This window comes from Burkholderia sp. F1 (assembly GCF_050813845.1).
Lineage (GTDB): Bacteria > Pseudomonadota > Gammaproteobacteria > Burkholderiales > Burkholderiaceae > Burkholderia > Burkholderia ubonensis.
In genome coordinates this window covers 593,494-614,339 of record NZ_CP172422.1, presented here as the reverse complement: position 1 = coordinate 614,339, position 20,846 = coordinate 593,494, and the positions used below count along the sequence as shown (strand labels likewise).

Annotated in this window: 21 protein-coding genes and 2 pseudogenes; 4 read left to right on the top strand and 19 right to left on the bottom strand. The window is 69.7% G+C overall.

The features are described 5' to 3' along the window. Positions 1-114: 114 nt before the first annotated feature. The 10 genes and pseudogenes from pilV to ACFIMZ_RS21765 form a co-directional block, all read right to left on the bottom strand. Positions 115-1,800, bottom strand: a complete 1,686-nt coding sequence (pilV, locus tag ACFIMZ_RS21810) for a shufflon system plasmid conjugative transfer pilus tip adhesin PilV (RefSeq protein WP_431824391.1) — start codon at positions 1,798-1,800, stop codon at positions 115-117. Further along, on the bottom strand, positions 1,800-2,276 hold the full coding sequence (gene pilM, locus ACFIMZ_RS21805) for a type IV pilus biogenesis protein PilM (RefSeq protein WP_431824390.1): 477 nt from the start codon (positions 2,274-2,276) through the stop codon (positions 1,800-1,802). The genes pilV and pilM overlap by 1 nt, the downstream gene beginning before the upstream one ends. A gap of 36 nt (positions 2,277-2,312) precedes the next feature. Next, positions 2,313-2,867: a type 4 pilus major pilin gene (locus ACFIMZ_RS21800; RefSeq protein WP_431824389.1), complete on the bottom strand. Its 555-nt coding sequence runs from the start codon at positions 2,865-2,867 to the stop codon at positions 2,313-2,315. Between the two features lie 32 nt (positions 2,868-2,899). After that, entirely contained in the window at positions 2,900-3,976 is a 1,077-nt protein-coding gene (locus ACFIMZ_RS21795; protein WP_431824388.1) for a type II secretion system F family protein, read from the bottom strand. Beyond that, entirely contained in the window at positions 3,966-5,576 is a 1,611-nt protein-coding gene (locus ACFIMZ_RS21790; protein ID WP_431824387.1) for a GspE/PulE family protein, read from the bottom strand. The genes ACFIMZ_RS21795 and ACFIMZ_RS21790 overlap by 11 nt, the downstream gene beginning before the upstream one ends. Then, positions 5,573-6,067 carry a type IV pilus biogenesis protein PilP gene (gene pilP, locus ACFIMZ_RS21785; RefSeq protein ID WP_431825334.1) on the bottom strand — a complete coding sequence of 165 codons (495 nt, stop codon included), beginning with the start codon at positions 6,065-6,067 and terminating at the stop codon, positions 5,573-5,575. The genes ACFIMZ_RS21790 and pilP overlap by 4 nt, the downstream gene beginning before the upstream one ends. Positions 6,068-6,080: 13 nt before the next feature. Next, a complete protein-coding gene (gene pilO2 / locus ACFIMZ_RS21780) occupies positions 6,081-7,370 on the bottom strand; it encodes a type 4b pilus protein PilO2 (RefSeq protein WP_431824386.1) in 1,290 nt (429 codons plus the stop codon). Positions 7,371-7,381: 11 nt separating this feature from the next. Beyond that, positions 7,382-9,136, bottom strand: a complete 1,755-nt coding sequence (locus ACFIMZ_RS21775) for a PilN family type IVB pilus formation outer membrane protein (protein WP_431824385.1) — start codon at positions 9,134-9,136, stop codon at positions 7,382-7,384. Further along, a complete protein-coding gene (locus ACFIMZ_RS21770; RefSeq protein ID WP_431824384.1) occupies positions 9,136-9,663 on the bottom strand; it encodes a toxin co-regulated pilus biosynthesis Q family protein in 528 nt (175 codons plus the stop codon). The genes ACFIMZ_RS21775 and ACFIMZ_RS21770 overlap by 1 nt, the downstream gene beginning before the upstream one ends. A 178-nt stretch (positions 9,664-9,841) precedes the next feature. Continuing rightward, a pseudogene (locus ACFIMZ_RS21765) lies at positions 9,842-9,934 on the bottom strand (helicase); the annotation flags it as partial. Positions 9,935-9,970: 36 nt separating this feature from the next. Between ACFIMZ_RS21765 and ACFIMZ_RS21760 the strand changes: the two are divergent. Continuing rightward, positions 9,971-11,077 (top strand): type IV pilus twitching motility protein PilT, encoded by a 1,107-nt coding sequence (locus ACFIMZ_RS21760; protein ID WP_431824383.1) that lies wholly within the window; start codon positions 9,971-9,973, stop codon positions 11,075-11,077. Positions 11,078-11,260: 183 nt separating this feature from the next. Here the strand turns inward: ACFIMZ_RS21760 and ACFIMZ_RS21755 are convergent. The 4 genes and pseudogenes from ACFIMZ_RS21755 to ACFIMZ_RS21740 form a co-directional block, all read right to left on the bottom strand. Beyond that, a pseudogene (locus tag ACFIMZ_RS21755) lies at positions 11,261-12,768 on the bottom strand (secretion protein). Then, entirely contained in the window at positions 12,765-13,514 is a 750-nt protein-coding gene (locus ACFIMZ_RS21750; RefSeq protein WP_431824382.1) for a response regulator transcription factor, read from the bottom strand. The pseudogene ACFIMZ_RS21755 and the gene ACFIMZ_RS21750 overlap by 4 nt, the downstream one beginning before the upstream one ends. 46 nt (positions 13,515-13,560) lie before the next feature. Beyond that, positions 13,561-14,649, bottom strand: coding sequence for a sensor histidine kinase (locus tag ACFIMZ_RS21745; protein ID WP_431825333.1), 1,089 nt, complete (start codon positions 14,647-14,649; stop codon positions 13,561-13,563). Positions 14,650-14,782: 133 nt separating this feature from the next. Further along, entirely contained in the window at positions 14,783-15,388 is a 606-nt protein-coding gene (locus ACFIMZ_RS21740; protein ID WP_431824381.1) for a hypothetical protein, read from the bottom strand. Between the two features lie 290 nt (positions 15,389-15,678). Between ACFIMZ_RS21740 and ACFIMZ_RS21735 the strand changes: the two genes are divergently transcribed. Further along, a complete protein-coding gene (locus ACFIMZ_RS21735) occupies positions 15,679-16,167 on the top strand; it encodes an HrpB1 family type III secretion system apparatus protein (protein WP_431824380.1) in 489 nt (162 codons plus the stop codon). A 123-nt stretch (positions 16,168-16,290) separates the two neighbouring features. On the opposite strand, the gene ACFIMZ_RS21730 is transcribed toward ACFIMZ_RS21735, so the two are convergent. Continuing rightward, entirely contained in the window at positions 16,291-16,902 is a 612-nt protein-coding gene (locus ACFIMZ_RS21730) for a GNAT family N-acetyltransferase (protein WP_431824379.1), read from the bottom strand. Between the two features lie 270 nt (positions 16,903-17,172). Here ACFIMZ_RS21730 and ACFIMZ_RS21725 point away from each other — a divergent pair, with 270 nt between their 5' ends. After that, positions 17,173-17,997, top strand: a complete 825-nt coding sequence (locus ACFIMZ_RS21725) for a hypothetical protein (protein WP_431824378.1) — start codon at positions 17,173-17,175, stop codon at positions 17,995-17,997. A gap of 58 nt (positions 17,998-18,055) precedes the next feature. Here ACFIMZ_RS21725 and ACFIMZ_RS21720 read toward each other — a convergent pair whose 3' ends face one another. After that, positions 18,056-19,492 (bottom strand): helix-turn-helix domain-containing protein, encoded by a 1,437-nt coding sequence (locus ACFIMZ_RS21720; RefSeq protein WP_431824377.1) that lies wholly within the window; start codon positions 19,490-19,492, stop codon positions 18,056-18,058. On the opposite strand from ACFIMZ_RS21720, the gene ACFIMZ_RS21715 reads away from it, so the two are divergent. Next, positions 19,480-19,635 carry a hypothetical protein gene (locus tag ACFIMZ_RS21715; RefSeq protein WP_431824376.1) on the top strand — a complete coding sequence of 52 codons (156 nt, stop codon included), beginning with the start codon at positions 19,480-19,482 and terminating at the stop codon, positions 19,633-19,635. The genes ACFIMZ_RS21720 and ACFIMZ_RS21715 overlap by 13 nt on opposite strands. 48 nt (positions 19,636-19,683) lie before the next feature. Here the strand turns inward: ACFIMZ_RS21715 and ACFIMZ_RS21710 are convergent, their stop codons facing one another. From ACFIMZ_RS21710 to ACFIMZ_RS21700, 3 genes are all read right to left on the bottom strand, one after another. Next, complete coding sequence (locus ACFIMZ_RS21710) at positions 19,684-20,139, bottom strand: CesT family type III secretion system chaperone (protein WP_431824375.1); 456 nt, start codon at positions 20,137-20,139, stop codon at positions 19,684-19,686. A gap of 88 nt (positions 20,140-20,227) precedes the next feature. Next, on the bottom strand, positions 20,228-20,404 hold the full coding sequence (locus ACFIMZ_RS21705; protein ID WP_431824374.1) for a hypothetical protein: 177 nt from the start codon (positions 20,402-20,404) through the stop codon (positions 20,228-20,230). A 166-nt stretch (positions 20,405-20,570) separates the two neighbouring features. Beyond that, positions 20,571-20,822: a type III secretion protein gene (locus tag ACFIMZ_RS21700; RefSeq protein ID WP_431824373.1), complete on the bottom strand. Its 252-nt coding sequence runs from the start codon at positions 20,820-20,822 to the stop codon at positions 20,571-20,573. Positions 20,823-20,846: the final 24 nt, after the last annotated feature.

Sequence of the window (20,846 nt, the reverse complement as noted above, 5' to 3'; positions counted from 1 at the left end):
TCCGTCCGGTGGGGGCGCGCGACCGTCGACAGGACAGGCGCGCGCCGCGAATGGGAGACCCGTGCAGTAAACCGCAGCCGCGCGCGACGGCGGCCGCGCGCGGCGAAGATCCGCTCAATAGAACGAATTGATGGTCCAGCCGGTTGCGAGCGGCGTCTGGAGGAAGGTCTGGCCGCCGCTGCAATAGGTGGACGTCCACGGCGTCTTCGCGTAGCCGTCGTACGTCGCCCATTTGCTCGAAAGCCTGACCGTGTATCCGCTGCGCGGCTCGGCGGCCACGTTCAGCGTGACGTTGATGGTCGCGGCGTCTTCCTTCAGCTTCGACGACTGTGCCTCGTTGTGAGCGATCGCCTTGCCGCTCCTGACGTCGATGACCTCGGCGACGAGACGCATCTGTCCTTCCCGTCCCTTCTGGTCGCACGTCGAATAGGCCATGTGCATGTACGCGCTCACCGCGATCAGCCCATTGTTGTCGAGCTTCACCTGCCGTTCGATCGTGTACGTGTACGTGCCGTCCGATTCGTAGGTGATGAACGATCCGTTCGGATATCTTCCGGTGTAGGTGAACGAACATTGCGAGAAATCGGTCGCGCCTGGCGTCGCCATCAGGATCCGGCAATCGATGTCGGTGCTGCCGATCTTGATTCCTGACTGCGGGAGCCATTTGCCGTCCTGGCAAGACAGCACTTGTCCGTCCTGGCCCATCGATATGAGGCCGGCGTCCGTCCGCTTATCATCGGGCGCGCATGGCGTGTTGACGACGACGCGGCCGGTGATTTCGTACTGCTTCGCGGAGACGACGCCGGGCACGATCAGGTTGTCATTGCGATCCACCGCGAGCGCCTTCCAAGCGTTACCCGTCCACGCATACGCGCGGAACGTGTCGAGCGTGAGGCGCACATCGCCTTGCTCGTTCGACGCATCGGTAGGCAGTTTGTCGGGACAGTCGACAGGGTCCTTCCAGTGACCGCCTGCGCCGCGCCATACGCCGTTCTTGCAGCTCAGCAGCTTGCCGGCCGCGTCGGCGCCGAGCTTCCCGTTCGCATAGCTGCCAGCCGCTCCGCAGTTTTCCGCGTCCGGCTTGCCATCTTCGAACGTATGCGTCAGCCAGATCGGCACCTGCATCGCGTTCACCTCCGGATGGCCGCCGATGCCGATGCGGTACAGATAGTCACTGTTGACCTGCTGGCCCGGGCCGTTGAAGAAGATTTCATTCGCAAGGTGACCGGCGTTCGGCGGCGCGGCGTCGTTCGGATCGCACTTCGTCGCGGCGCCGCCCATGAACGTGGCGAGCGGCATCCGCCACGCGTTGTACGCGCCGCGCGCCTCCGTCGGAAAGCGCGAACTGATCGAGCCGCCGCCCGGACCGGACCCCGCGGCGATCGGACCCAGGTCCACGTCGCCGATCGCCTCGCCGCCCGCCGTCACGACGAGCGCGTCGAGGCCGACCCCGCTCGCGGTCTGCTTGACCAGTACGCAGGTGTTCTGGCCATAGGCGTTGCGCGACTGCAGCGCGGTCGACAAGTCGCCGCTCGCCTGCAATTCGGCGAGCGTCATCACGACCGGCTGCTTCGCGGCGGTCCGTTTCATCCACGCGTCGTAATCGCGCTTCAACGCGCGCGTCGCCGCGGCCGTCACCTGCGCCTGGTATTGCGCGGCCTGCTGCGCACGCACGTCGTCGAGCGACGTATCCATCATCACCGCGATGCCGGCCAGCATCAGCGCGGCGATCGCGAGCGCGCCGAGCATCTCGATCAGCGCGAAGCCGCGCGCGCGGCGGCGGGAAGACTTGATATGCATCAGTACGCTTGCCCCATCCACACCGGAAGGCCGTTCGCGATCTTCAGCCCGGCGGGCAGCGGCACGCCGTTCGAAGGAAGATCGTTGCGCGCATAGCCCGCCCGCACGACCGCGCCGCGATAGGCAACGCCCGCGAGCAGCGAGCCGTCCGAGAGCGCCGCGATCTCGCCCGAGATGTTCACGGGCGGCCGTGCGGCCGCATAGGTGACGACCGTGCCGCCAGCAATGTAGTTGCGCCACAGCGCGTTCGCGCCCGGATACCACGAGGGAAACTTCATTTGCTCGTTCGACACCGCGCCGCGCGTCCCCGGATGCAGGCGCGCGTAGTCGAGCGTCGCCAGGCGGTAGATCGCAAGGTTGTCGGCAAGCGCCTGCGCCGCTTGCGGCGGCGGCAACGCGGAAGCCGCGCCGTCGTCGAGCGTCGCGTAGACGGCCGCCAGCGAAGCGAGGATCAGCGTGATCGCGAGTGCGTACATGGCAACGGGAGCGTTATCGAGATAGTCCTGACTGCGTCAGTTCGACGTCCAGGTAACAGTGGCGTCGTCAGTGCATGCCTTCGTCGCTTCGGTCGGCGAGACCGGATATTTGACTTCGGACGTATTGCCGACCTTCGCCGATTGCCAGTTTCCGCCGGCCGTCAGCGTGTTGATGCAGACGTCTCGCGGCACCTTCGTGTACGTGACCGTGAAGGTCTGTCCGCTCCCCTTCACCGAGACGGATCCGCCCCACGCATTCGATACTGCATCCTTGCTGTCGGTCGGCAGCGTGCCCGGAAACACCTTCGCCGCCACGAGATTCGAATTCAGCGACTCGCTCCCGTAATTGTTCACCTGCCCCATATAAAGCTTCTTGGTCCCCGTCTGAATCGCATTCAGCTCCTCGGCAAGCCGGTTCGTATTCGCACTCGAAAACGCCGACCCGAGCAGCGCGATCGCGCCGACGATCACGATCGCGGCGACGCCGAGATACGCGATGCTTTCGAGCAGCGACGCGCCGCGCTGCTTGCGGTGGCGCCGGCAGAACGCCGGCTGGTGTCGATAGGCGGGATGGCTGGCGAGTGGTTTCATGTTGTCTTCTCCTGAATTGAAATTGCGCGACGTCAATGCATCGCGCGCGTCATCGCGGCGATTTCCTGCTGGATTCCGAAAAAGCCCGTCACGAGCCAGCCGATCAGCATCGCGAGCACGACGACCGCGATGCCGTTCAGCACGCGCATCTGCGCGGCAATCCGCGCGACGCCCTCTTCGAGCCACTCGTCGGCGAGCATCTTGAGCGCCGCGTCGAAGCCGCCGAATTCGGCGTAGATGCACAGATCCTCGACGATCTCGCGCGACGGAAACTGATAGCCGGTGTTGTGCAGCGCCTCGCCGGCGTTGAGGCCCGACTTCACGCCGTCCAGCGTGTCGTCGATCCGCTCGCGCAGCCACGGCCCGGCAACCGCGCCGATCTTGAGCAGCGCCTTCTCGACCGTCACGCCCGATGCCTGCAGCGCCGAGAACGCGATCAGGAAGCCGCTGCCGGTGACGAGCCGATAGATCGAATAAGGCGGCACGCGGTCCGCGTAGATGCGCAGCGGGCCACGCCAGCGCGGCAGCGACCACGCGAGCGCGGCGAGCGCCGCCACCAGGAACGCGATGACGACGAGCATCCAGCCCTGCACGAACAGCGACATCAAGTACAGCGAGCGCGCGGCGCCGTGCCAGTGCGTCGGATCGGCGATCAGCGCGAATTTCGGGATCACGTGCGTGCCGAACAGGTACAGATAGCCGATCACCATCACGACGAGCCCGACCGGATACGCGACGCCGCCCGTCACCGCGCGGCGGATCTTGCGGCCCGACTGCACGATGTCGGCCACCGACGCGAGCGCATCCTCGATGCGCCCCGCCTGCTCGCCGGCCGCGACGATCATCTGCTCGGTCGCGGGCACCCACGCTTCCATCGCCTCGGACAGCATCCGGCCGTTCTGCACGGCGAGACGCCAGTCGGACAGCACGATCGCGAGCGGCTCGCGCGGCTTGCGGCCCTCGCGCGACGCGCGCCATTCGAGCTCCTCGAGCACCTTGAGGAGCGGCAGCCCGTTGCCGAGCATCTTCGCGATCTTCCGGTAGACGCGCAGCCGCTCGTCGGCAGTCAGGCACAGCCTCGCCCAGCGGCGGTTCAGCTCAAGTGCCATAGCTGAATCCGACGAGCGACAGCTGCTGCCGCGCTTCGCCCGACACCGGCGCGAGCGTGCCGACGACGCGCTCGACGCCGCGCGGATCGACGAGCCCCGCCGCGACCTTGCGCAGCGCGTGCTCGGCGAGCGTCGTCCCGCCGAGCGTGCGGGTCCAGTACTCGAGCGCGCCGGCCTTGTCGCCGTCGCGCAGGAACTCGAACAGCCGCGCATCGGGCAGGATCACCTCGGCGACGACCGTGCGGCCGATCGTGCCGACCGTGCGGCAGTGCGCGCAGCCGTCGCCCGAAATGCATACGTCGTGCATCCGGCTGTCGAGCGCGAGCCGCAGCCGCGCGAACAGGCCCGGCTCGATGCGGTCCGGATGATCGACGAGCCGCAGCTTGCAATGCGGGCACAGCAGCTTCACGAGACGCTGGCTGATCAGCCCGGAGACCACCGTGTGATCGGTGACCATCCGCGCGTGCAGGCCGAGATCGATCAGGCGGTCGGCGATCGCGAGCGCGCTGTTCGCGTGCACCGTCGTCCACACCTGGTGGCCCGTCATCGACGCGCGCAGCGCCGTCTGCCCGGACGCGCGGTCGCGGATCTCGCCGATCATGATCGTGTCCGGGTCGAGCCGCATCGCGTTCGTGATCGCCGCCGCGAACGCGAGCGCGCGCGCCTCCTCGGTCGGCGCGTTCGCCACCGGCGTCTGCACCGCGCCGCCGATCGGATATTCGATCGGGTCCTCGACCGTGATCACGTGCAGGCTGCCGCGCGATTCGTCGATCTGCGCGGCGAGCATCCGCTGCAGCGTCGTCGACTTGCCGGAGCCCGTCGGCCCGCTGATGATGTTCATCCCGTGCGGCTGCGCGCGCAGCGTGCGGAACGCCGCGACGTGCTCGGGCGCGAAGCCGAGCGCCGCGAGATCGGACGCGTCGCCCGCATCGTTGTAGAGCAGCCGCAGCACCATCAGGCTGCCTTCGTTGGTCGGCGTCGTCGCGATCCGCACGCCGTACAGGTCGTCCGGCAGCTTGTCGCGGTCGCCGATGCTCGCGTCCTGCCGCTCGTTCGGCCGGTAGCTGTTGTCCGACACCGTCGTCATCGCGCCGTACAGCGTCGCGAGCAGCCGCTCGCCGTGCTCGCGCGTGTGCTCGTTCACGCGCACGAGCTCGTTGTGGATCCGGAAGTAGACCTCGGTGCTGAAGCGGCGCACGCGCAGATGGATGTCCGACGCGCGCTCGCGGCACGCGCGGCCGATCAGCTCCTTCGCGAGCACCTGCATCACCGTGTGATCGAGCCGCTCGCCGCCGCCCGCCACATGCTGCCGGTACGCCTCGCGCACCTGCATCAGCGTCGCGGGCGTCAGCCGGTACGGCCGGCCCATCCGGTCGAGCCGCGCGCGATACGACAGCACGAACGGGTTCATCTCGTGGCCTTCGGCGATCAGCAGGCGCCCGTCGTCGAACAGGCAGACGAACTTGCGCTCCTCGACGCTCGCGGCAAAGTCGCCCGCTTCGCTGACGGCGCGCGGGCCGCGCGGCTGCGCGGCGTCCGCGCCGGCGGACGGCGTCGCGCGCGCGAACGCCGGGTCGGGTCGTTGCGCGCCCTGGTTCATGATCCGCTCGCCGGCAGTGCAGGCAGCGGCGCCAGCGGTGCGGCCGCGTCGGACGGCAGCGGCGGATTGACCGCATAGGAAGGCGACGCCGTCGACAGCCGGACCGTGCGCCCGCGATTCGACACGACGACCGCGCGCGGCTCGATCGCGACGACGCGCCCGCCGTCCGGCAGCGCGTCGCCGCGCTGTACCTCGAATTCGGCGCCGCCGTTCATCCGCAGCGTCGCGAACATGCGCTTGCCGACGCCTTCGATCGACGTCACCGTGAATTGCCCGGCAGCCGGCGCGCCGCCGCCGAGCGCACGCGCGAGCTGCGCAGCACGCTCGATGACCTGCTGCTGTGTCTCGAGCTTCTTCAGCTGCGCCTGCAGCAGCACCGTCTCGCTTTGCAGCTGCGTGAGCCGCGCGGCGGTCGCGGCGCCGTCGTCGGGCGACGCGGGCCCCGCCGCGCGCGCGACGCCGGCGAGCAGCGCCAGGCCAAGCAAGCACACCGATCGAACGCGACTATTTCGCATAGAGCACTCCTTCGAGAGTCCACTGATTGTTCTGGTAAGCGATGCGCTGCACGCGCAGCCCCGGCACGTCGATCGCGCGCACGAACTCGGGCGGCGCGATGCCGCCGAGGGTCGCGTTCAGCCGGTACGCGCGCCACCCGGCCGCGGCGGCCGCCTGCTGCGCGAGATTCGCGAGCGGGGCGCCCGATGCCTGATCGGGAAGCAGCCGGTCGAGTTTAGCGGCCGTGTCGAGCCATTGGAGACGCGACAGAAGTTGTGTCCTGACAGCCGAATCGTCGACGAGCGGCGTGTCGCCCGCCGTCGGCGCGGCGAGCGGCACGTCGAGCGTCGCGCGCTCGCCGTCGGTGTCGACCGTGGCGCCGGGCTCCACGGCGAGCAGGTAGCGCACGTTCGAGCCGTTGCGCGCCCACGCGAAGTGCGCGGTGCCCGGCGTGCATTCGTAGCGCTCGAGCCGCCAGCCGCCCGGCGCGAGCCGGCCGAAGCCCGTCGCGCATGCGCGCGCGAACCCGACCGCGTCGGGCAGCGTCGCCCACGGATGCACGATGGGCGCGCTTGTCACCTGGCGCGCGGCGAGCTCCGCCCGCACGCGCTCGAGCGCCGCCTCGCGCTCGTCGGCCTCGACCTTCGCGCGATGATGCCAATACGCGAGCGCGCTGCCGGCCGCGACGCACACGACCGTCGCGGCGATCAGCGCGGTGCGCGCCGACAGGCGCCGCTCGACGGGCCGCAGCGCCCACCAGCGCTCGGTGCGCGGCCGGCCGCCGCGGCGCGGCAGCAGATCGTCGAGCCGCTTCGGCTGAAAATTCTGGAAGCCCTGCCTCTCGAGCTCCGGCTCGCCGATCACGACGTTCCAGCCGCCCCACGCGTAATCGGTGTGCAGCTTGTCCAGCGCTTCCTCGCGGCTGCCGACCCAGTCGCCGTTCGGCATGAACGCGTGATCGCGCACCGCGAAGTACGCCCAGCGTCCGTCCGGCAGCGCGAACGCGCCGAGCCAGTTCGGCGCGGGCTGCCGGCGGCCGTTGTAGAACGCGCCTTCGAGCGCGATCGCGCGCGACACCATCGCGCCGAGCGACAGATGCCCGGGCGCGAAGCCGTCGCGCGTGTTCGCATAGCCCGCCGCCGCGACGCCGCGATCGATCCGCAGCACCATCAGGTCGAACTTCAGCTTCTTCGCGAGCTCGACCGCTTCGGCGCGCAGCTCGTTGCGCCGCGACAGCGATTGCCAGAACAGGCCGCCGATGAAGCGCTGACGGCCGATTTGAATCACTTGCGCGCTCATCGCCGGCTCCGTCACGCGCCGCCGCGCTGCGTGACGGGCGTGATCAGGATCACGATCACCTCGCGCGCGCGTTGCGCCTCGTAGCCGCCGCCGAGCGCGATCATCTTCGGCGTGCCGACGCCGCGCTCGTCGAGCGAATCGTTCGTGCCTTCGTAGCCGCTGATGACGAGCGTCTCGCCCGACTTCATCGCGACCCGCTGCAGGAAGTTGCGCATGTCCACGTTGGGCGTCTGGATTCGCGTCGCGCCCTTTTCCTCGCTGCTCGTCACGTTCTTCAGCTCGATCAGCGACGAGATATTCGTCGAGAACTGCAGCATCACGGTGCCGTCGTCGAGCACGTGCGGCAGCAGCGTCATGTTGAAGCCGGTCGTCACGGTGCCCGGCGTGAGCGCCGTCGACGAACCGACGTTCGCGGTGTTGGTCGTCGACACCGACGCGAGGTAGCCCGTCTGCGTCGCGACCTGCACGGGCACCGGCTGGTTGTTGAGCGTCGTGACCGACGCCGACGTCTTGCGCCGCACCGTGCCCTGCTGCGACAGCGCGCGAATCAGCAGCTTCGTGCCGTTGAAGCGGCTCGTCGGGCTGAGCACGGTCGCGGACAAATCGGCGGGTGACGTCAGCGAGACCGGCGTGAACGGATTGGTGACGCCGAAACTCGCCGACATCGTCTTGTAGACGAGGCTCCAGTCGATCCCGTACGCGTCGCCCGCCTTCAGCGACACGCTGAGCACGGTCACGTTGAGCAGCACCTGCCGCGACAGCGAGCGGTTCTGCTGCGTCATGAACTCGGCGACGCGCTCGAGCACGTCGGGCGTATCCGTCACCGAGATCGAGCCGGTGGCCGGCGACGACACCGAGTTGCCGTAGCGCGACAGCATCGACTGGATCGCGCTCTGCAGGCCGTTGAACACCGACAGCTGCGAATTCACCGCGGTGTTCGCCGTGTTGTTCGCGGTAAGGCCGCTCGTGCCGGAATTCCCGCCGTTCGCGCCGCCGCCCCCGCCCGAGCCGCCGGACTGCGAGCCGCCCGACGTGCCGTCGCTCGTCGCGCCGCTCACCACCGACGCGTTCAGCGACGAATCGCCGGGAATCGCGTTGACCTGGAACGTGCGGGTATCGGTGAAGAAGAAGCGGATCGTCCCCTGCTCGTATTTCCAGAAGACGCCGAAGCGCGCGCACGCCGCGTCGAGCAGGCCGCGCAGCGTGCCGCCCGCATACACGATCCGCACCGGCGCGAACGACGTGCCGCCGGCGTCCGCGCCCGCACCGCCGCCGCCCGCCTTGCCGCCGCCGGACGACGCGCCGCCCGGCATGCCGGGCGGCAGCGGCGGCACCGAGCGCCCGCCCGCCGCGTCGAGGAACACGGGCGCGCTGCGCGCGGCGCCCTCCGCGCCGCCGTTCTGCGAACGCGCGGCCGCCTGCTGCGCGCTCGCGGCGACTTGCGTCGGCACCTGCGCGAGCCGCGTGACCTGCTGCGCGAATTCGGACAACGAAGAGACCGGGCGATCAAACGACGCCGGCTCGTCGAACAGCGACGGCAGCTGCTCGCCGTGCTGCAGCTTGACGGCGCCCGCCGACACCCACAACCCGTCGTTCACGACGACGGGCGAGAGCGCGTGCACGCTGTTGTCTCCGTCGGATACGCGCTTCAAGATCGCGCCGGATTCGTTCGAATCGCGTTGCGTGTCCCGCTCGATGCCGCCGCGCAGCCCGGTGCAGCCGCCCGACAGCGCGGCGAGTAACGAAATGACGAGAAAGACGCGCATCAGCCCGCTCCTTGCGCGACGACGCGCAACACGTGATTGCCTTGATAGAGAATCGCCTGGATCGGCGTCGACGTGCGGCCGAGACTCGCGACGAGCGCTTGCAGCGCATCTTCGAACGAGCCGCGCAGCGTCGCCTGCGCGTCGATGCTGAAATCGACCGGCGCATCCCAGACGAGCTGCCAGCCCGCCGTGCGCGCCCAGCGCGTCAGCACGCCGCGAATCGTGCCGTCGGATGCGCGCACGTCCCAGCTGGATGCGGCCGGGACCGGCGCGGCGGCGGCCGCCATCGTCGCTATCGCCGCCGCGGGCAGCGCCTGCGCGCCCGGCGCGGCCCCGGCCGACCCCGACGCCGGCGCGCGAAAGACGTCGCCGCGCTGCGCCGTCAGCGGCGCGTGATCGAAGCGCTCGGCAAACGGGCCGGCCGGCGCCGGATCGGTGCCGGCGGGCGGGCCGCTCGCCGCGCAGTCGGTTGCAGAAAGCGCGATCGCGATGAACGCGGCCGCGGCGACCGTGGCGCCGTGCATCATGAATGTCCTCGTTACTCGACTGCTGTGCGCCGCTGGCCCCGCGCTTTGCCGAGTGTCGATCCCGGAGGCCGCATCCGACGCCTCGGACCGCCTGCGCGGCCGGAAATGGCTTTCCGAATCCGGGATTACCTCGGCTTTACATAATAGGTCTACGCATGCAGTCGCATTATTGAATTGATTATTGCGCGGCAAATATACCCCGAACAGTTTGACAAAAGCTAGTTGGCATGCAAAATTAAATAGACCATTCAATTTTCCAGTCACCGCGCGCATTGCGCCGCCCTTTTCAATCATTCGAATCGCCAAGATGAACCAGCATGCCGCCGCCGCCCCGCTGCGCGATCTCGCGGGTGAAGTCCTCGGCCTGATCGACCTGAAGCAGATGTTCACCGACATCCACATCGAACAGGACCGCCCCATCACGATCAAGACGCCGCGCGGCTGGGTCGAGACGAGCGACGAGCCGGTGCTCGTCGACGACATGCGGCCGCTGCTCGACGCGATCGACGAGCACTGGGAGAGCGCGCTGCGTCAAGGCACGCTCGACCGCCCGTTCGTCCTCACGCGCTGCCGGCTGCGCTGCCACGTATATCGCGCGGGCGGCGGCCGCAAGATCGTGATCTCGATGCGCCGCCTGCCGCTCAAGCCGCTGCCCCTCGAGGAGCTCGGCCTGCCCGTCTACGTGCGCTCGATGCTCGACAACACGAAGGGCATCATCCTCGTCACCGGCCCGACGGGCTCGGGCAAGACGACGACGATCGCGTCGCTGCTCGAGCACGTCAACGCGACGCGCAACACGCATATCGTCACGATCGAGGAGCCGATCGAATACTATCTGGAGCGCCGCCAGTCGATCATCTCGCAGCGCGAAGTGCCGACCGATACGCCGAATTTCCCGCACGGGCTGCGCGAGGCGCTGCGGCAGAAGCCGGACGTCGTGATGGTCGGCGAGGTGCGCGACGCGCAGACGGCCGACACGCTGCTGCAGGCGGGCGAATCCGGGCACCTCGTGCTCGCGACGATGCACACGGGCAGCGCGGTCAGCGCGCTCAACAAGCTGCTGTCGTTCTTTCCGGTCGAGCAGCGCGACCGGCACGCGGTCGCGCTCGCCGAATCGCTGATCGGCATCGTCTGCCAGAGCCTCGTGCCGAGCGCGGACGGCGAAAGCCTCGTGCTCGCGAGCGAGCTGCTGTTCAACAACAACAACCAGGTCGCCAAGCTGATCGCGGATCCGACGAAGCTGCACCTCGTCAACGAGTTCCTGCGGCGCCGCGAGGACAACATGTCGCGCTCGCTGAACGACGATCTCGCCGCGCTCGCGGCCCGCAACCGGATCACGCCGAAGGATGCGCTACGAGCGACTTACAACCGGATCGAGTTGAATGAAATGATGCAGTCCATTGTTAACCGTTAGTTAACCATTAGCCGCGCGCGCACCCGATCCGGCATTTTTAGTCGCCGATCTAAAACCGGAAAAAAACAATATAAACAGGCCAAATCGTGCGTTAATTGACTTGCCGCATTAATTTCAAAATGCGTTTGCCGTCGCGCGCTAAAATCGGGCTCGATCGCCGTTTAATAATGAGCCGACTTTGCATCAATTGCCGAGCAGGCGCGTCTGCGTCCTGAGGCCGAGGCCGTCCGGCGGCGCCGGCGGATGCGCGCGTGACGGCGCGCGCGGCCGTGTCGCGGGCTTCGCTGTTTCGGGCCGGCCGGCGTTCGGCGATGCCGGCGGCAAGCGCGCCGGATCGGCGAGCGCCACGCGCGGCGTCACCAGCACGAGCCGCTGCTCCCCCGCCCGGCGGCAAGCGGCAGCGCGAGCGCCGCGCATTCCCCCGCCGCGAGCGTCACGCCGGACACGGTTTCGCGCGACGAAGATCCACCCGCCGCCCAGCGTTCGACGATCCGCATGTCGAGCGCGTAGCGGCCCGCCTGCGCGGTCTCGCGCGGCGTGACCCGCATCGCGAAGCCATTGCGCTGCGCGTCGAGCGAGCGCGCATCGCCGTCGCCCGACGCGACGAACGCCTGCCGCAGTCGGCCGACATCCGCGCTGCCGTCGGGGAGCGTCAGCGTCGAACCGTCGGCGTCGATCGACGCATCACCGTGCGCGGCGAGTTCGGCGACGCGCGCGCGCGTTGTCGCGCAGCCGTCCGGCGCGGGCGCGATCGCGACGCGCGGGGCGGATGCGCCAGCAGGTTCGGATGATCCGGACGCCGGTGCGTCGTCGCGCCACCTCAGCCCCAGCGCGTCGAGCCGCGCGGGCGCGAGCGTCGCGCCGAACACGTCGACCCGTAGCGACACCGGCAGCGTATCGAGCTGCGCGACGAGGCGCGCGTCGCGCGCCAGCCGTGCGGGCACGTCGCGGATCAGCACGGTGTTCGAGCGTGCGTCCGCGTCGACGATCGGCAGCGACGCGGTGAATTCGCGCACGCCCGGCGCCGCGCGCGGCGCGACGCCATCCTGCTCGAGCCGGCGGCGCAGCCGCGTCGCCAGTCCCGGCAGCGACGCATCGCCCCCGTCGCCGCGCACGACACGATCGGCCGCCGTGCGCGTGCGCAGCCGGAATGCGCGCGTCTCGGTCCGCACCCGCGCCTGCGCGGCCTCGTCGAGCACGCGCGCGGCGGAAAGCACGAGCGCGACGTAGCGCGGCGGGCCGGCAACCCGCACGATCCGCGCCGCGTCGTCGTAGCCGGGCCGCCAGCGCGCGTCGACGATCCGCTGCCGCGCGAGCGTCGCGCGCAGCTCGGCGGGCGTCGCGTAATTGAGCCGCACCGCCGCGCGCTCGAACGCAGCGGGCGCGACGAGCTGCAGCACCGCGCCGTCGTAGTACGACGCGAGCCCGCAGGTGCGCGCGACCCAATCGACGAAGCGCTGCGGCGGCAGTGCTTCGCGCACGTCGAGCCGGCACGGCGCGTGTGGGTCGACGTCGATGGCGACGCCCGAGCGGCGGCTCAACTCACTCAGTGCGCCGGCGGCGCTCACCGGCCCGACGCGGTAGTCGAAGCGCGCGAGCGGCCACGCGAGCGGCACCGCGTGCAGCGCCGGCGCCTGGCTCGCGAGCGCGAGCGCCACGGCCGCGGCCGACGCGGCCGCGCGCGGCGTCACGATGCGCGATCCGCCGGTTCCGCGTCCGCGCCCAGGTTCAGGCGATAGCCGGTCGCGTATGCCGCATGCACGGTCCAGCCGATGCCCGCCGCCTTCAGCCGGCTGCGCAGCCGGCTCACGTACATGTCGACCGTGCGGGTCTGCGCGGACGCGTCCGCGCCCCACACGAGCCGCAGCAGGTCCTGCCGCTGCACGACGGCGCCGGGGTGCTCGGCCAGGTGCCAGAGAATGTCGAATTCCTTCGCGCTGAACGCGTGCGACGCGCTGTCGCCGGACACGGTCAGCGTCGCGCGCGCCAGCACGTAGCCGCCGAGCTGCATGCGCCCGCTGTCGACCGACAGCGCCGCGAAGCGCCGCAGCAGCGCGCGCACGCGCGCGAGCAGCGTCTGCTTTTCGAGCGGCTTGACGAGGAAATCGTCCGCGCCGGCGTCGAGTATCTTCACGATGTCCTCTTCGTCCGAATGCACGGTCTGGAAGATCACCGGGACGATCGAGCGGGCGCGGCCGCGCACCCATGCGAGCAGCCGCTCGCCGGTCATCCCGGGCAGGTCCCAGTCGAGCAGCAGCAGGTCGGCCCAGCTGTCGCCGAGGAAGCGGCGCGCGTCGAGCCCGTCGTCGAACGCCTCGACGCGGTAGCCTTCGGCCTTCAGCCAGGTGACGAGCAGCGTGCGCTGCACCGGATCGTCCTCGACGACGACGATCTGCTTGGGCTGCTGCACGGTGCGCTGCATGTTCGGTTCGGACATCGTGAAATCAGGGATCGTCAAGCGAATTAAAGGAGAACGCGCGCGCTCAGCCGTCCGGCGCGACGCTTGCGCGCCAGCGCGCGATGCCTTCCGGCACGGCCGGCGGCGCCGCGCCGGCCGCAGGCGCGACCATCGGCAGACGCATCACGAACGTCGTGCCGACGCCGCGATTCGATTCGGCGTACAGCGCGCCCGCATGCGCGGCCACCACCTGCGCGGCGAGTTGCAGCCCAAGGCCGAAGCCCATCGAGCCGCGCTTGGCGAGCGGCGCGAAATCCGTCATCCGGGCGTCCGTCGCGAGACCGGGCAGGCCGCCCGCCCAGTCGCGGATCGTCAGTTCCGCGTGCGCGTCGCGCACGTGCAGCCGGATCTCGACGCGCGCGCCCTGCCGCGACGCCTGCACCGCGTTGTCGATCAGGTTCTGCAGCGCGCGGGCGACGAACACGCGCGCGCCGCGCAACCACAGCGGCGCGGCGTCGTCGAGCCAGAGCTGCAACGCGACGCCGCGATAGACGGCGCCCACCTCGAGCTTCGGCACGAGCTCGCGCAGCATCTTGCGCAGGTCGAAGCGCACGAAATGGCGCTGCCGGAGATCGTCCGCCGCCGACGCGACGAGGTAGTCCTGGCCGAGCAGCAACGCGTGCCGCGCGAGCTGCTCGATCCGTTCGAGGCCGCCGCAGGCGGCGAACGCGTCGGGATCGGCGTCGTGCAGCTGGGTCAGCGCGAGAATCGAATTCTGCGGCGAACGCAGGTCGTGCGCAAGAAAGCGCAGCGACGCGACGCGCTCGTCGAGCGCGCGGCGCAGCGGCGTGACGTCGGCGACCGTGACCGTCGCCGCGAGCACCGGATCGTGCTCGACCGGCTGCAGCGTGAGCCACAGGATCGCATCGTCGGTTTCGAATTCGAATCCTTGTTCGAGCGTGTCGAACAGCGCGGCGGGATCCGCGAGCGCCGCATGCGCCGCGTCGCCGAGCACGGCGGCGAGCGGCAGCCCGGCCGGCAGCGTGCGGCCGAGCAGCGCGTGCGCGCGCTCGGTGGCCGCGACGATCCCGCCGTCACGGTCGAGCGCAAGCGTGCCCCAGGCCTGCCGGGCCTGCATCACCTCGAAGATCCGGGCATCGGCCCGTTGCGGCACGCTCAAGTTCTGCTCCGGTGGACGTCGCGGTCCGAGAAAGATTGGACGGGCCGCGACGCGGCGGCGCGAGCGCGCAGTGTGACCCGATTCAAAGGCGCTTGTCCAGTGCCGCCGCGCCGCGTCGCCCGCGCGGTCAGAAGTCGGCCTTCTGGTTGATGTCGCCCGCGCTCACCGTCACTTCGTCCGACGTGAACTCCATGTTGCCGCCCGCGCCTTGCTTGCCGACGTTCGCGTTCCGGCCGAAGACGCCCCCCGTCTCGAGGCGAATCAGCTCCTTCGTCGCGCCCGAGTTCAGCTTCACGGTGCCGTCCTTGTCCACGACGCCGACCGAATTGCCGCTGCCGTTGTACAGGTTGCCCTGCGAGTCCATCTTCAGGTGCAGCGCCTCGCCGCCCGCCTTCGTGTTCAGCTTCACGTCGCGCATGTCCTCGCCGGGCTTGCCGCTCGTCGTCGTGTGGTTCGCCGGGCTGTTGCCGCCGGCCGGCGTGTGGCCGCCCGTCGGCGTGTTGCCGCCCGTCGGCGTGTTGCCGCCCGTCGGCGTGTTGCTGCCCGTCGGCGTGTTGCCGGACGAATCGTCGCCGACGTTCGTGTCGTCGCCGCCGCCCGAATCGTCCTGCATCAGCAGCTCCTCGATTTCGTGGAGCAGCTCCTCGATCTTCTGATCGCGGCTGCCCGTCGGCTTCGACGACTGGTACTGCGTCGGATTGAGAGCATGGTTCGAAATGCCGTTAACGCTCATGACCGTCTCGCTATGAATGTGAATCGATTGAGGGAAAGGGAAAGGAACGCGCGCGGCCTTCGTGTGCCCGCGGTTCGACGACAAGCTTAGGCAGCACGCGCACGCGTGCGGCGAAGCGCGCGAAGCAACGTCGCGGCGGCCGAAACGACCGGACGCGGAGCGCGCGCCGCCGCCGCGCGACGCGCCCCGCTTCGCCGCGCATGACGCCGCTTCGCACACGCCGCCCGCTCTCGCGCGCGTGACGGCGATCATCGTCGACGGATCATCTCTACTCGACGCACCGCACCGACATGGCGATCAAACCGTGCAACAAGGCCGCCTTGCGCGCGCTGCTCTCGGCCTTCTCGGCCGGGCTGCGCGCGAACGCGCACGCGGACCTCGACGAACTGCTGCTCGCGCTGCGCATCTTGCAGCCGCGCAACGCCGCGGTCGACCTGTGCGACGTGCGGCTGCGGATCAGCCGGCGCGACTGGATCGGCGCGCTGCACATCCTGCGCACGCTCGAAGACCAGCAGCGCGGCACGCCGCTGTGCGCGGCGCTGCAGAGCTGGTGCCTGTACGCGCTGCAGGACGACGACTGGCGGCGTTACGCGCAGACCGTGGTGCTGTCGGGGGATCGGGCGTCGACGGTGCTCGTCGGCCGGTTCCTGAAGGTGAACGAGCGCGCGGACGCCGTCGGCATGCACGACGACGACGACGTCGCCGCGCGCATCTCGCAACTGCTGCGGCTCGACCGATATCAGTGGGCGCGGCATGTGCATGCGAGCGGAATGGGGTGAAGCGGATGCGTCGAAACGGGCAGGATCGTTCGAGATCGGCGACGCACGGCGCGAACGCGCGCGCGCGGATGTTCCCGGTCATGCTCCGTTCAAGCGTGCCCGTTCAAACCACCACCCGCCCGTTCACGCCGCCTGCTTCTCCGGCGCCTGCGCGTCATGCGCCGCCACGACCTCGCCCAGCGGCTGCGGCGCCTTCGTGATCGCGAACAGGTAGCTGTCGCCCGCGCTCATTCCCCGATTCGGCCGCGCCTCGTAGTTCCGCACGACGCCCTCGCGAACGAAGCCGAGCTTCGGCATGAACGGCGCGGCGCGGCCCGTCACCGAGCAGAACGCCTCGACCCGGTACACGCCCGGCTGCGCGATCAGCCAGCCGAGGAACCTGCGCAGCATCTCCGACCACGCACGCGTGCGCACCCGCCCCGGCGCGAAGCTCGTCACGAGCCCGATCTCCATGCGCGGCAAACGGCCGTGCAGCTCCAGCGTGCCGATCAAGCGGCCGTCGCGCTTCTCGAACAATCCCCAACTGAAGAACGCGCCGCTGCGCCAACCGTCGGCAAGACGGCCGATGCACGCGCGGGTCTCGTCGACGCTGCGATGCGTGGGCCACGGCAGGTCGAGCGTCGTCGCCGGATCGCCGAACAGCGCGTCGAAGGCTTCGGGGGCGTCGGAGGCGGCGAGCGGGCGCAGGTGAAGGCGATCGGTTTCGATCAGCTCGGGCGGACGGATGGCGTTCATCGGTGGCTCCGGTTCAGGGAAAGGATGCGTCGATTGTCGGGGCCGGCGTGCGAGCGCGCCGCACGCGCGCGAAGACGCGGCGACGGGCGCGAATTGCGATCGTGCGGCGATCGTGCGCGCCGCGCCGCCGCGGCGACGTTCGCGCGCGGGTGCATCGCTTCGCGCCGCGGCCGATCGCGGCGCGCGGGTCCGCGTACAGTGCCGCCGTGCGCCGCCCCTGCCCGTCGCTCGACGGGACATGCGGCACACGCATTCTTCAGGAGCCGCATCGTGCCTCGAATCGACTCTCGGTCCGCACCGACCACCACGAACGTGGGTCAAGCCGACCGCGCCGGCCTGGCGGGCGGCGCGAATACCACGGTCACGCTCAAGCGGCGCAACGCCATCCGCGCCAAGCCGGCAGGGCTGACGTCTTCGGGTAATCCGCTGCAACGGGCGCGCTTGTCGAGCAAGCACGGCGTCGCGTCGTCCGGCCAGCCGTCGCCAGCACCGGCGGCTGCCCGTTCGATTGCGTCCCAAACCCATTCGCCGCCGAAGCCCGCCGATACGCAACCGTCGCTGCTCGAAGCGACGCCTGCCGAATTGCAGGCGGTCGCGCATCTCCCGGTTCTGCAGCCGACCGTGCTTCATTCGGCGCCTTCGCACGAAGGCAATCTCATCGACCTGAGCGATCCGCCGCCGACGACCAGGCCGGCCGGTACGCCACCGTCGTTGCTCGAAGCGACGCCCGACGAACTGCAGGCGGTCGCGCATCAGCCGGTTCTGCAACCGACCGTGCTGCATTCGGCCCACGCGCAGGAAGGCCATCTCATCGACCTGAGCGAGGCGCCGCCGGCAACGCAATCCGCCCATGTGCCGCCGGCGCCGCTCGGCGTCGCGCACGCACCGCACGGAACCCATGGCACGCAGCATGGCGCGCAGACGTTCGCAGCGGCCGGCATGCCGAGCATCCAGCAGATCGAGCACGAGACGAAGCAGATGATCGGGATGCAGCGCATCATCGGTTTCCAGAACCAGTTGCTCGCGGCGGCCGAGATGCTCAACAGCTTCCGGATGAAGCTGCTCGACTTGATCAAGAAGGCGGTGTCGTCGTAACGCGCGCACCCGATATCGAAGCGGTGCGGCGACGCGCGATGCGTCGCCGCCCGCGTGCTCAACGCTCGAACGTCTGCGACGGCGCCTCGTCGAACATCCGCCGATAACCGTTGACGAGCGTCGATCGATGCTGGATGCCCCAGCGGCTCGCGATCTCGAGCACGCTCGCCGCGCGCGGCGCGTCGGACAGCAGCTCGCCGCGAATCCGCTCCATCCGTTGCCGCCGGATCAGCTCGCTCGGCGACAGCCCGAGATAGGTCTTGAACGCCGCCTGCAATGCGCGCTCGGTCACGTCGATGTGCGCGGCGATCTCGCGCACCGACAGGTCGCGCCGGTCGAGCCGCTCCATCAGGTAGCGATACGCGCGCCGGTACTTGCCGGGCAGTCGCGCGCTGACGTCGTCGCTCGGCGCGGCCGCGTGCGTGCCGCAGCGCGCGATCGCGAGCGCGGGCGCAAGCGCCGCGCCGTCCGAGCGCACGTGCCGCACCGACGCGAGCGCATAGCGCGCATACAGCGTCGACGATTCGCGAATCCGCCCCTGCTGCTCGCGCACCTTCGCCGCGCAATACAGATAGTCGAGTGTCCAGCGCACGTGCGAGCCGCAGCGTCCGGCCGCGTCGCGATACGGCGCGATCATCGTGTCGGCGACATTCGGCGCGTGGCCCGCCAGCGCCGCGAGCGCGACCTCGAGGCGCACGCTGCGCTGGTAGTCGACGAGGCCCGCCTTCGCGCACCAGCTCACGTGCGCATCGATCCGCGCGAGCGCCGCGTGGTCGCCGGCCGCGAGCGCACGCACCTGCCGCATGTAGTCGACGCGCATCCGCAGCAGCGGCAGCGCGTCGGCGCCTGCCGCCGGCGCGCCCGCTTCCGCGAACGCCGACAGCGGCAGGTCGGCCAGCGTGGAGCGCCAGTAGACGTGGTCGCCGAGCGCGTCGGCGCGGCCGATCCCGTATTGCAGCAGCAAGTCCGCGCGCAGCGCGCCCGTGAGCTGGAGCCAGCGCGGATCGGCGTCGCGGGCGGCCGCGTCGAGCACGTCGAGCGCCGCCATCGCGTCCTCGGCGCGGCCCAGATGATGCATGACGACGCATTCGCCGACGAGGCTCTCGAGCTTCTGCCCGGCGCTCGCCGCGCGGTCGTCGGCAATCCGCCGGAAGCCCGCCTGCGCGACGCCGAAACGGTTCTGGAAGAACGCCTGCCAGCTTGCGTTGCGGCAGGTCATCACGCGCGTCTGGTCGCGCGATTCGCGCAGCAGCTTCTGCGCGCGGCGGAACGTCTCCTCGGCTTCCTCGAAGCGGCCGAGCACGAGCTGAATGTCGGCATACGCGTGGACGTCGCGCACGTCGGCGGCCGGGTCGCCCGGCTCGGCGTCGCAGCGCGCGGCGACGAGCGCGGCCGCTTCGGCGAAGCGGCCGTCGAGCACGCGCGCGGCGTAGGCGTCGGTCGACGACGGGTTGGCGAGCGTGGCGGCGGCGGCAAAATAGAGTGTCGAAAACATCGCGGATCCTCTCGGCAAGCGGGTTCGAATACGAAGGGTTCGGGCTCGATCCGCGCGTCGCGCCGCCGCTCGTCGCGGGGCGCAGCGCGTGGATGCGTGCCGCTATCGTCTCGTTCGCGCCGGATCCGCGCAGCAGTTTGTGACGTTCCGTTACGATTGGCTCGCCCGTCGGGCCCGCCCGTTGCGCGCCGCTACACCCTCAGCCAGAAATATTCGCCGGACGCGATCCCGGTGAACATCTCGTCGCCCGATTCGATGATGTTCTGCCGCCAGTAGCGGCCGTGCTCCGCGTAGTGCGCGAACAGATCGGCGAGCGTCTCGCCCGTCACGTCGGGCGTGAGCGGCAGCCGCATCAGCAGCACGATGCTGCCCGAGTCCGCGTCGATCCCGAGCTGCGCCTGGTCCTGCGCGTAGATCAGCAGGTTCGCCTCGAGCAGCAGCCGGTACACCGCGAGCGTGCGGCCCGCGCTGACGATCCCGTAATGGAAGTTCACGTACATCGACTCCGGATCCTCGTCGAAGTACTCGATGCGCACGTCGAAGCCCTCGACGTCGATCGTGCGCGTCTCGAGCACGTAATCGACGTCCGGCAGACCGACGACCGCGCAGACCTCCGCGACGACCTGTGCATAACGTTCCCAACTCATGACCGCTCCACCCGGGTATCCGGCGTCCCAAAAAATACAGCCGGCGCTCGCGCGCCGGCCGCCCAAACCGATGCGGGCGAAAACCGGCTTACTGCGCCGGCTTCGCGCCTTCCGTCACCAGCTTCGTTGCTTGCTTCTTCAGTTCGTTTTCGGCTTTCGTCGTTTCCTGCAGCATCTGCAGCTTGGTCGTTGCCTTCGAAAACGCGATGCCCTCCATCGTGTCCTTGGTCATGCCGCCCAGCATCGAGCCGAGAATTGCTCCCATGATTGCTCTCCAGAAAGTGCGTGATTCGTTCACGCGGTGACAAAGATCCGGCGCGCCGCTTCGTATCGCGGCTCGCCGCTTTTATGCCGCGCGGCGTGTGGCCTCGTCGGGCACGGCTCGCGCCATGCCTCCCGCCGCCGCACGCCGCGCGGCGAAACCGTGGCCGTCAGGCGGCCGCCGCGTTCGCGTCGTGCAGCGTCGCGACGATCCGCTGCGCCGCGAGCAGCCCGCGATAGATCTTCTGCATCGCATCGCGGTCGTAGTCGCTCGCCGCCTGCACGGTGGCCGCGCTCACCCGCTCGGCCGTCTCGCCGAGCGCCTGGCGCAGCGCGCCGATCCGCACGGCCGCGTCGGGCGCCGCGAGCGCCTGCTCGAGCGGCCCGCATACGTCCGCTGCCCGTTCCAATGCTTCGTACATGCCGCTTCTCCCGTCAGTTGAGTC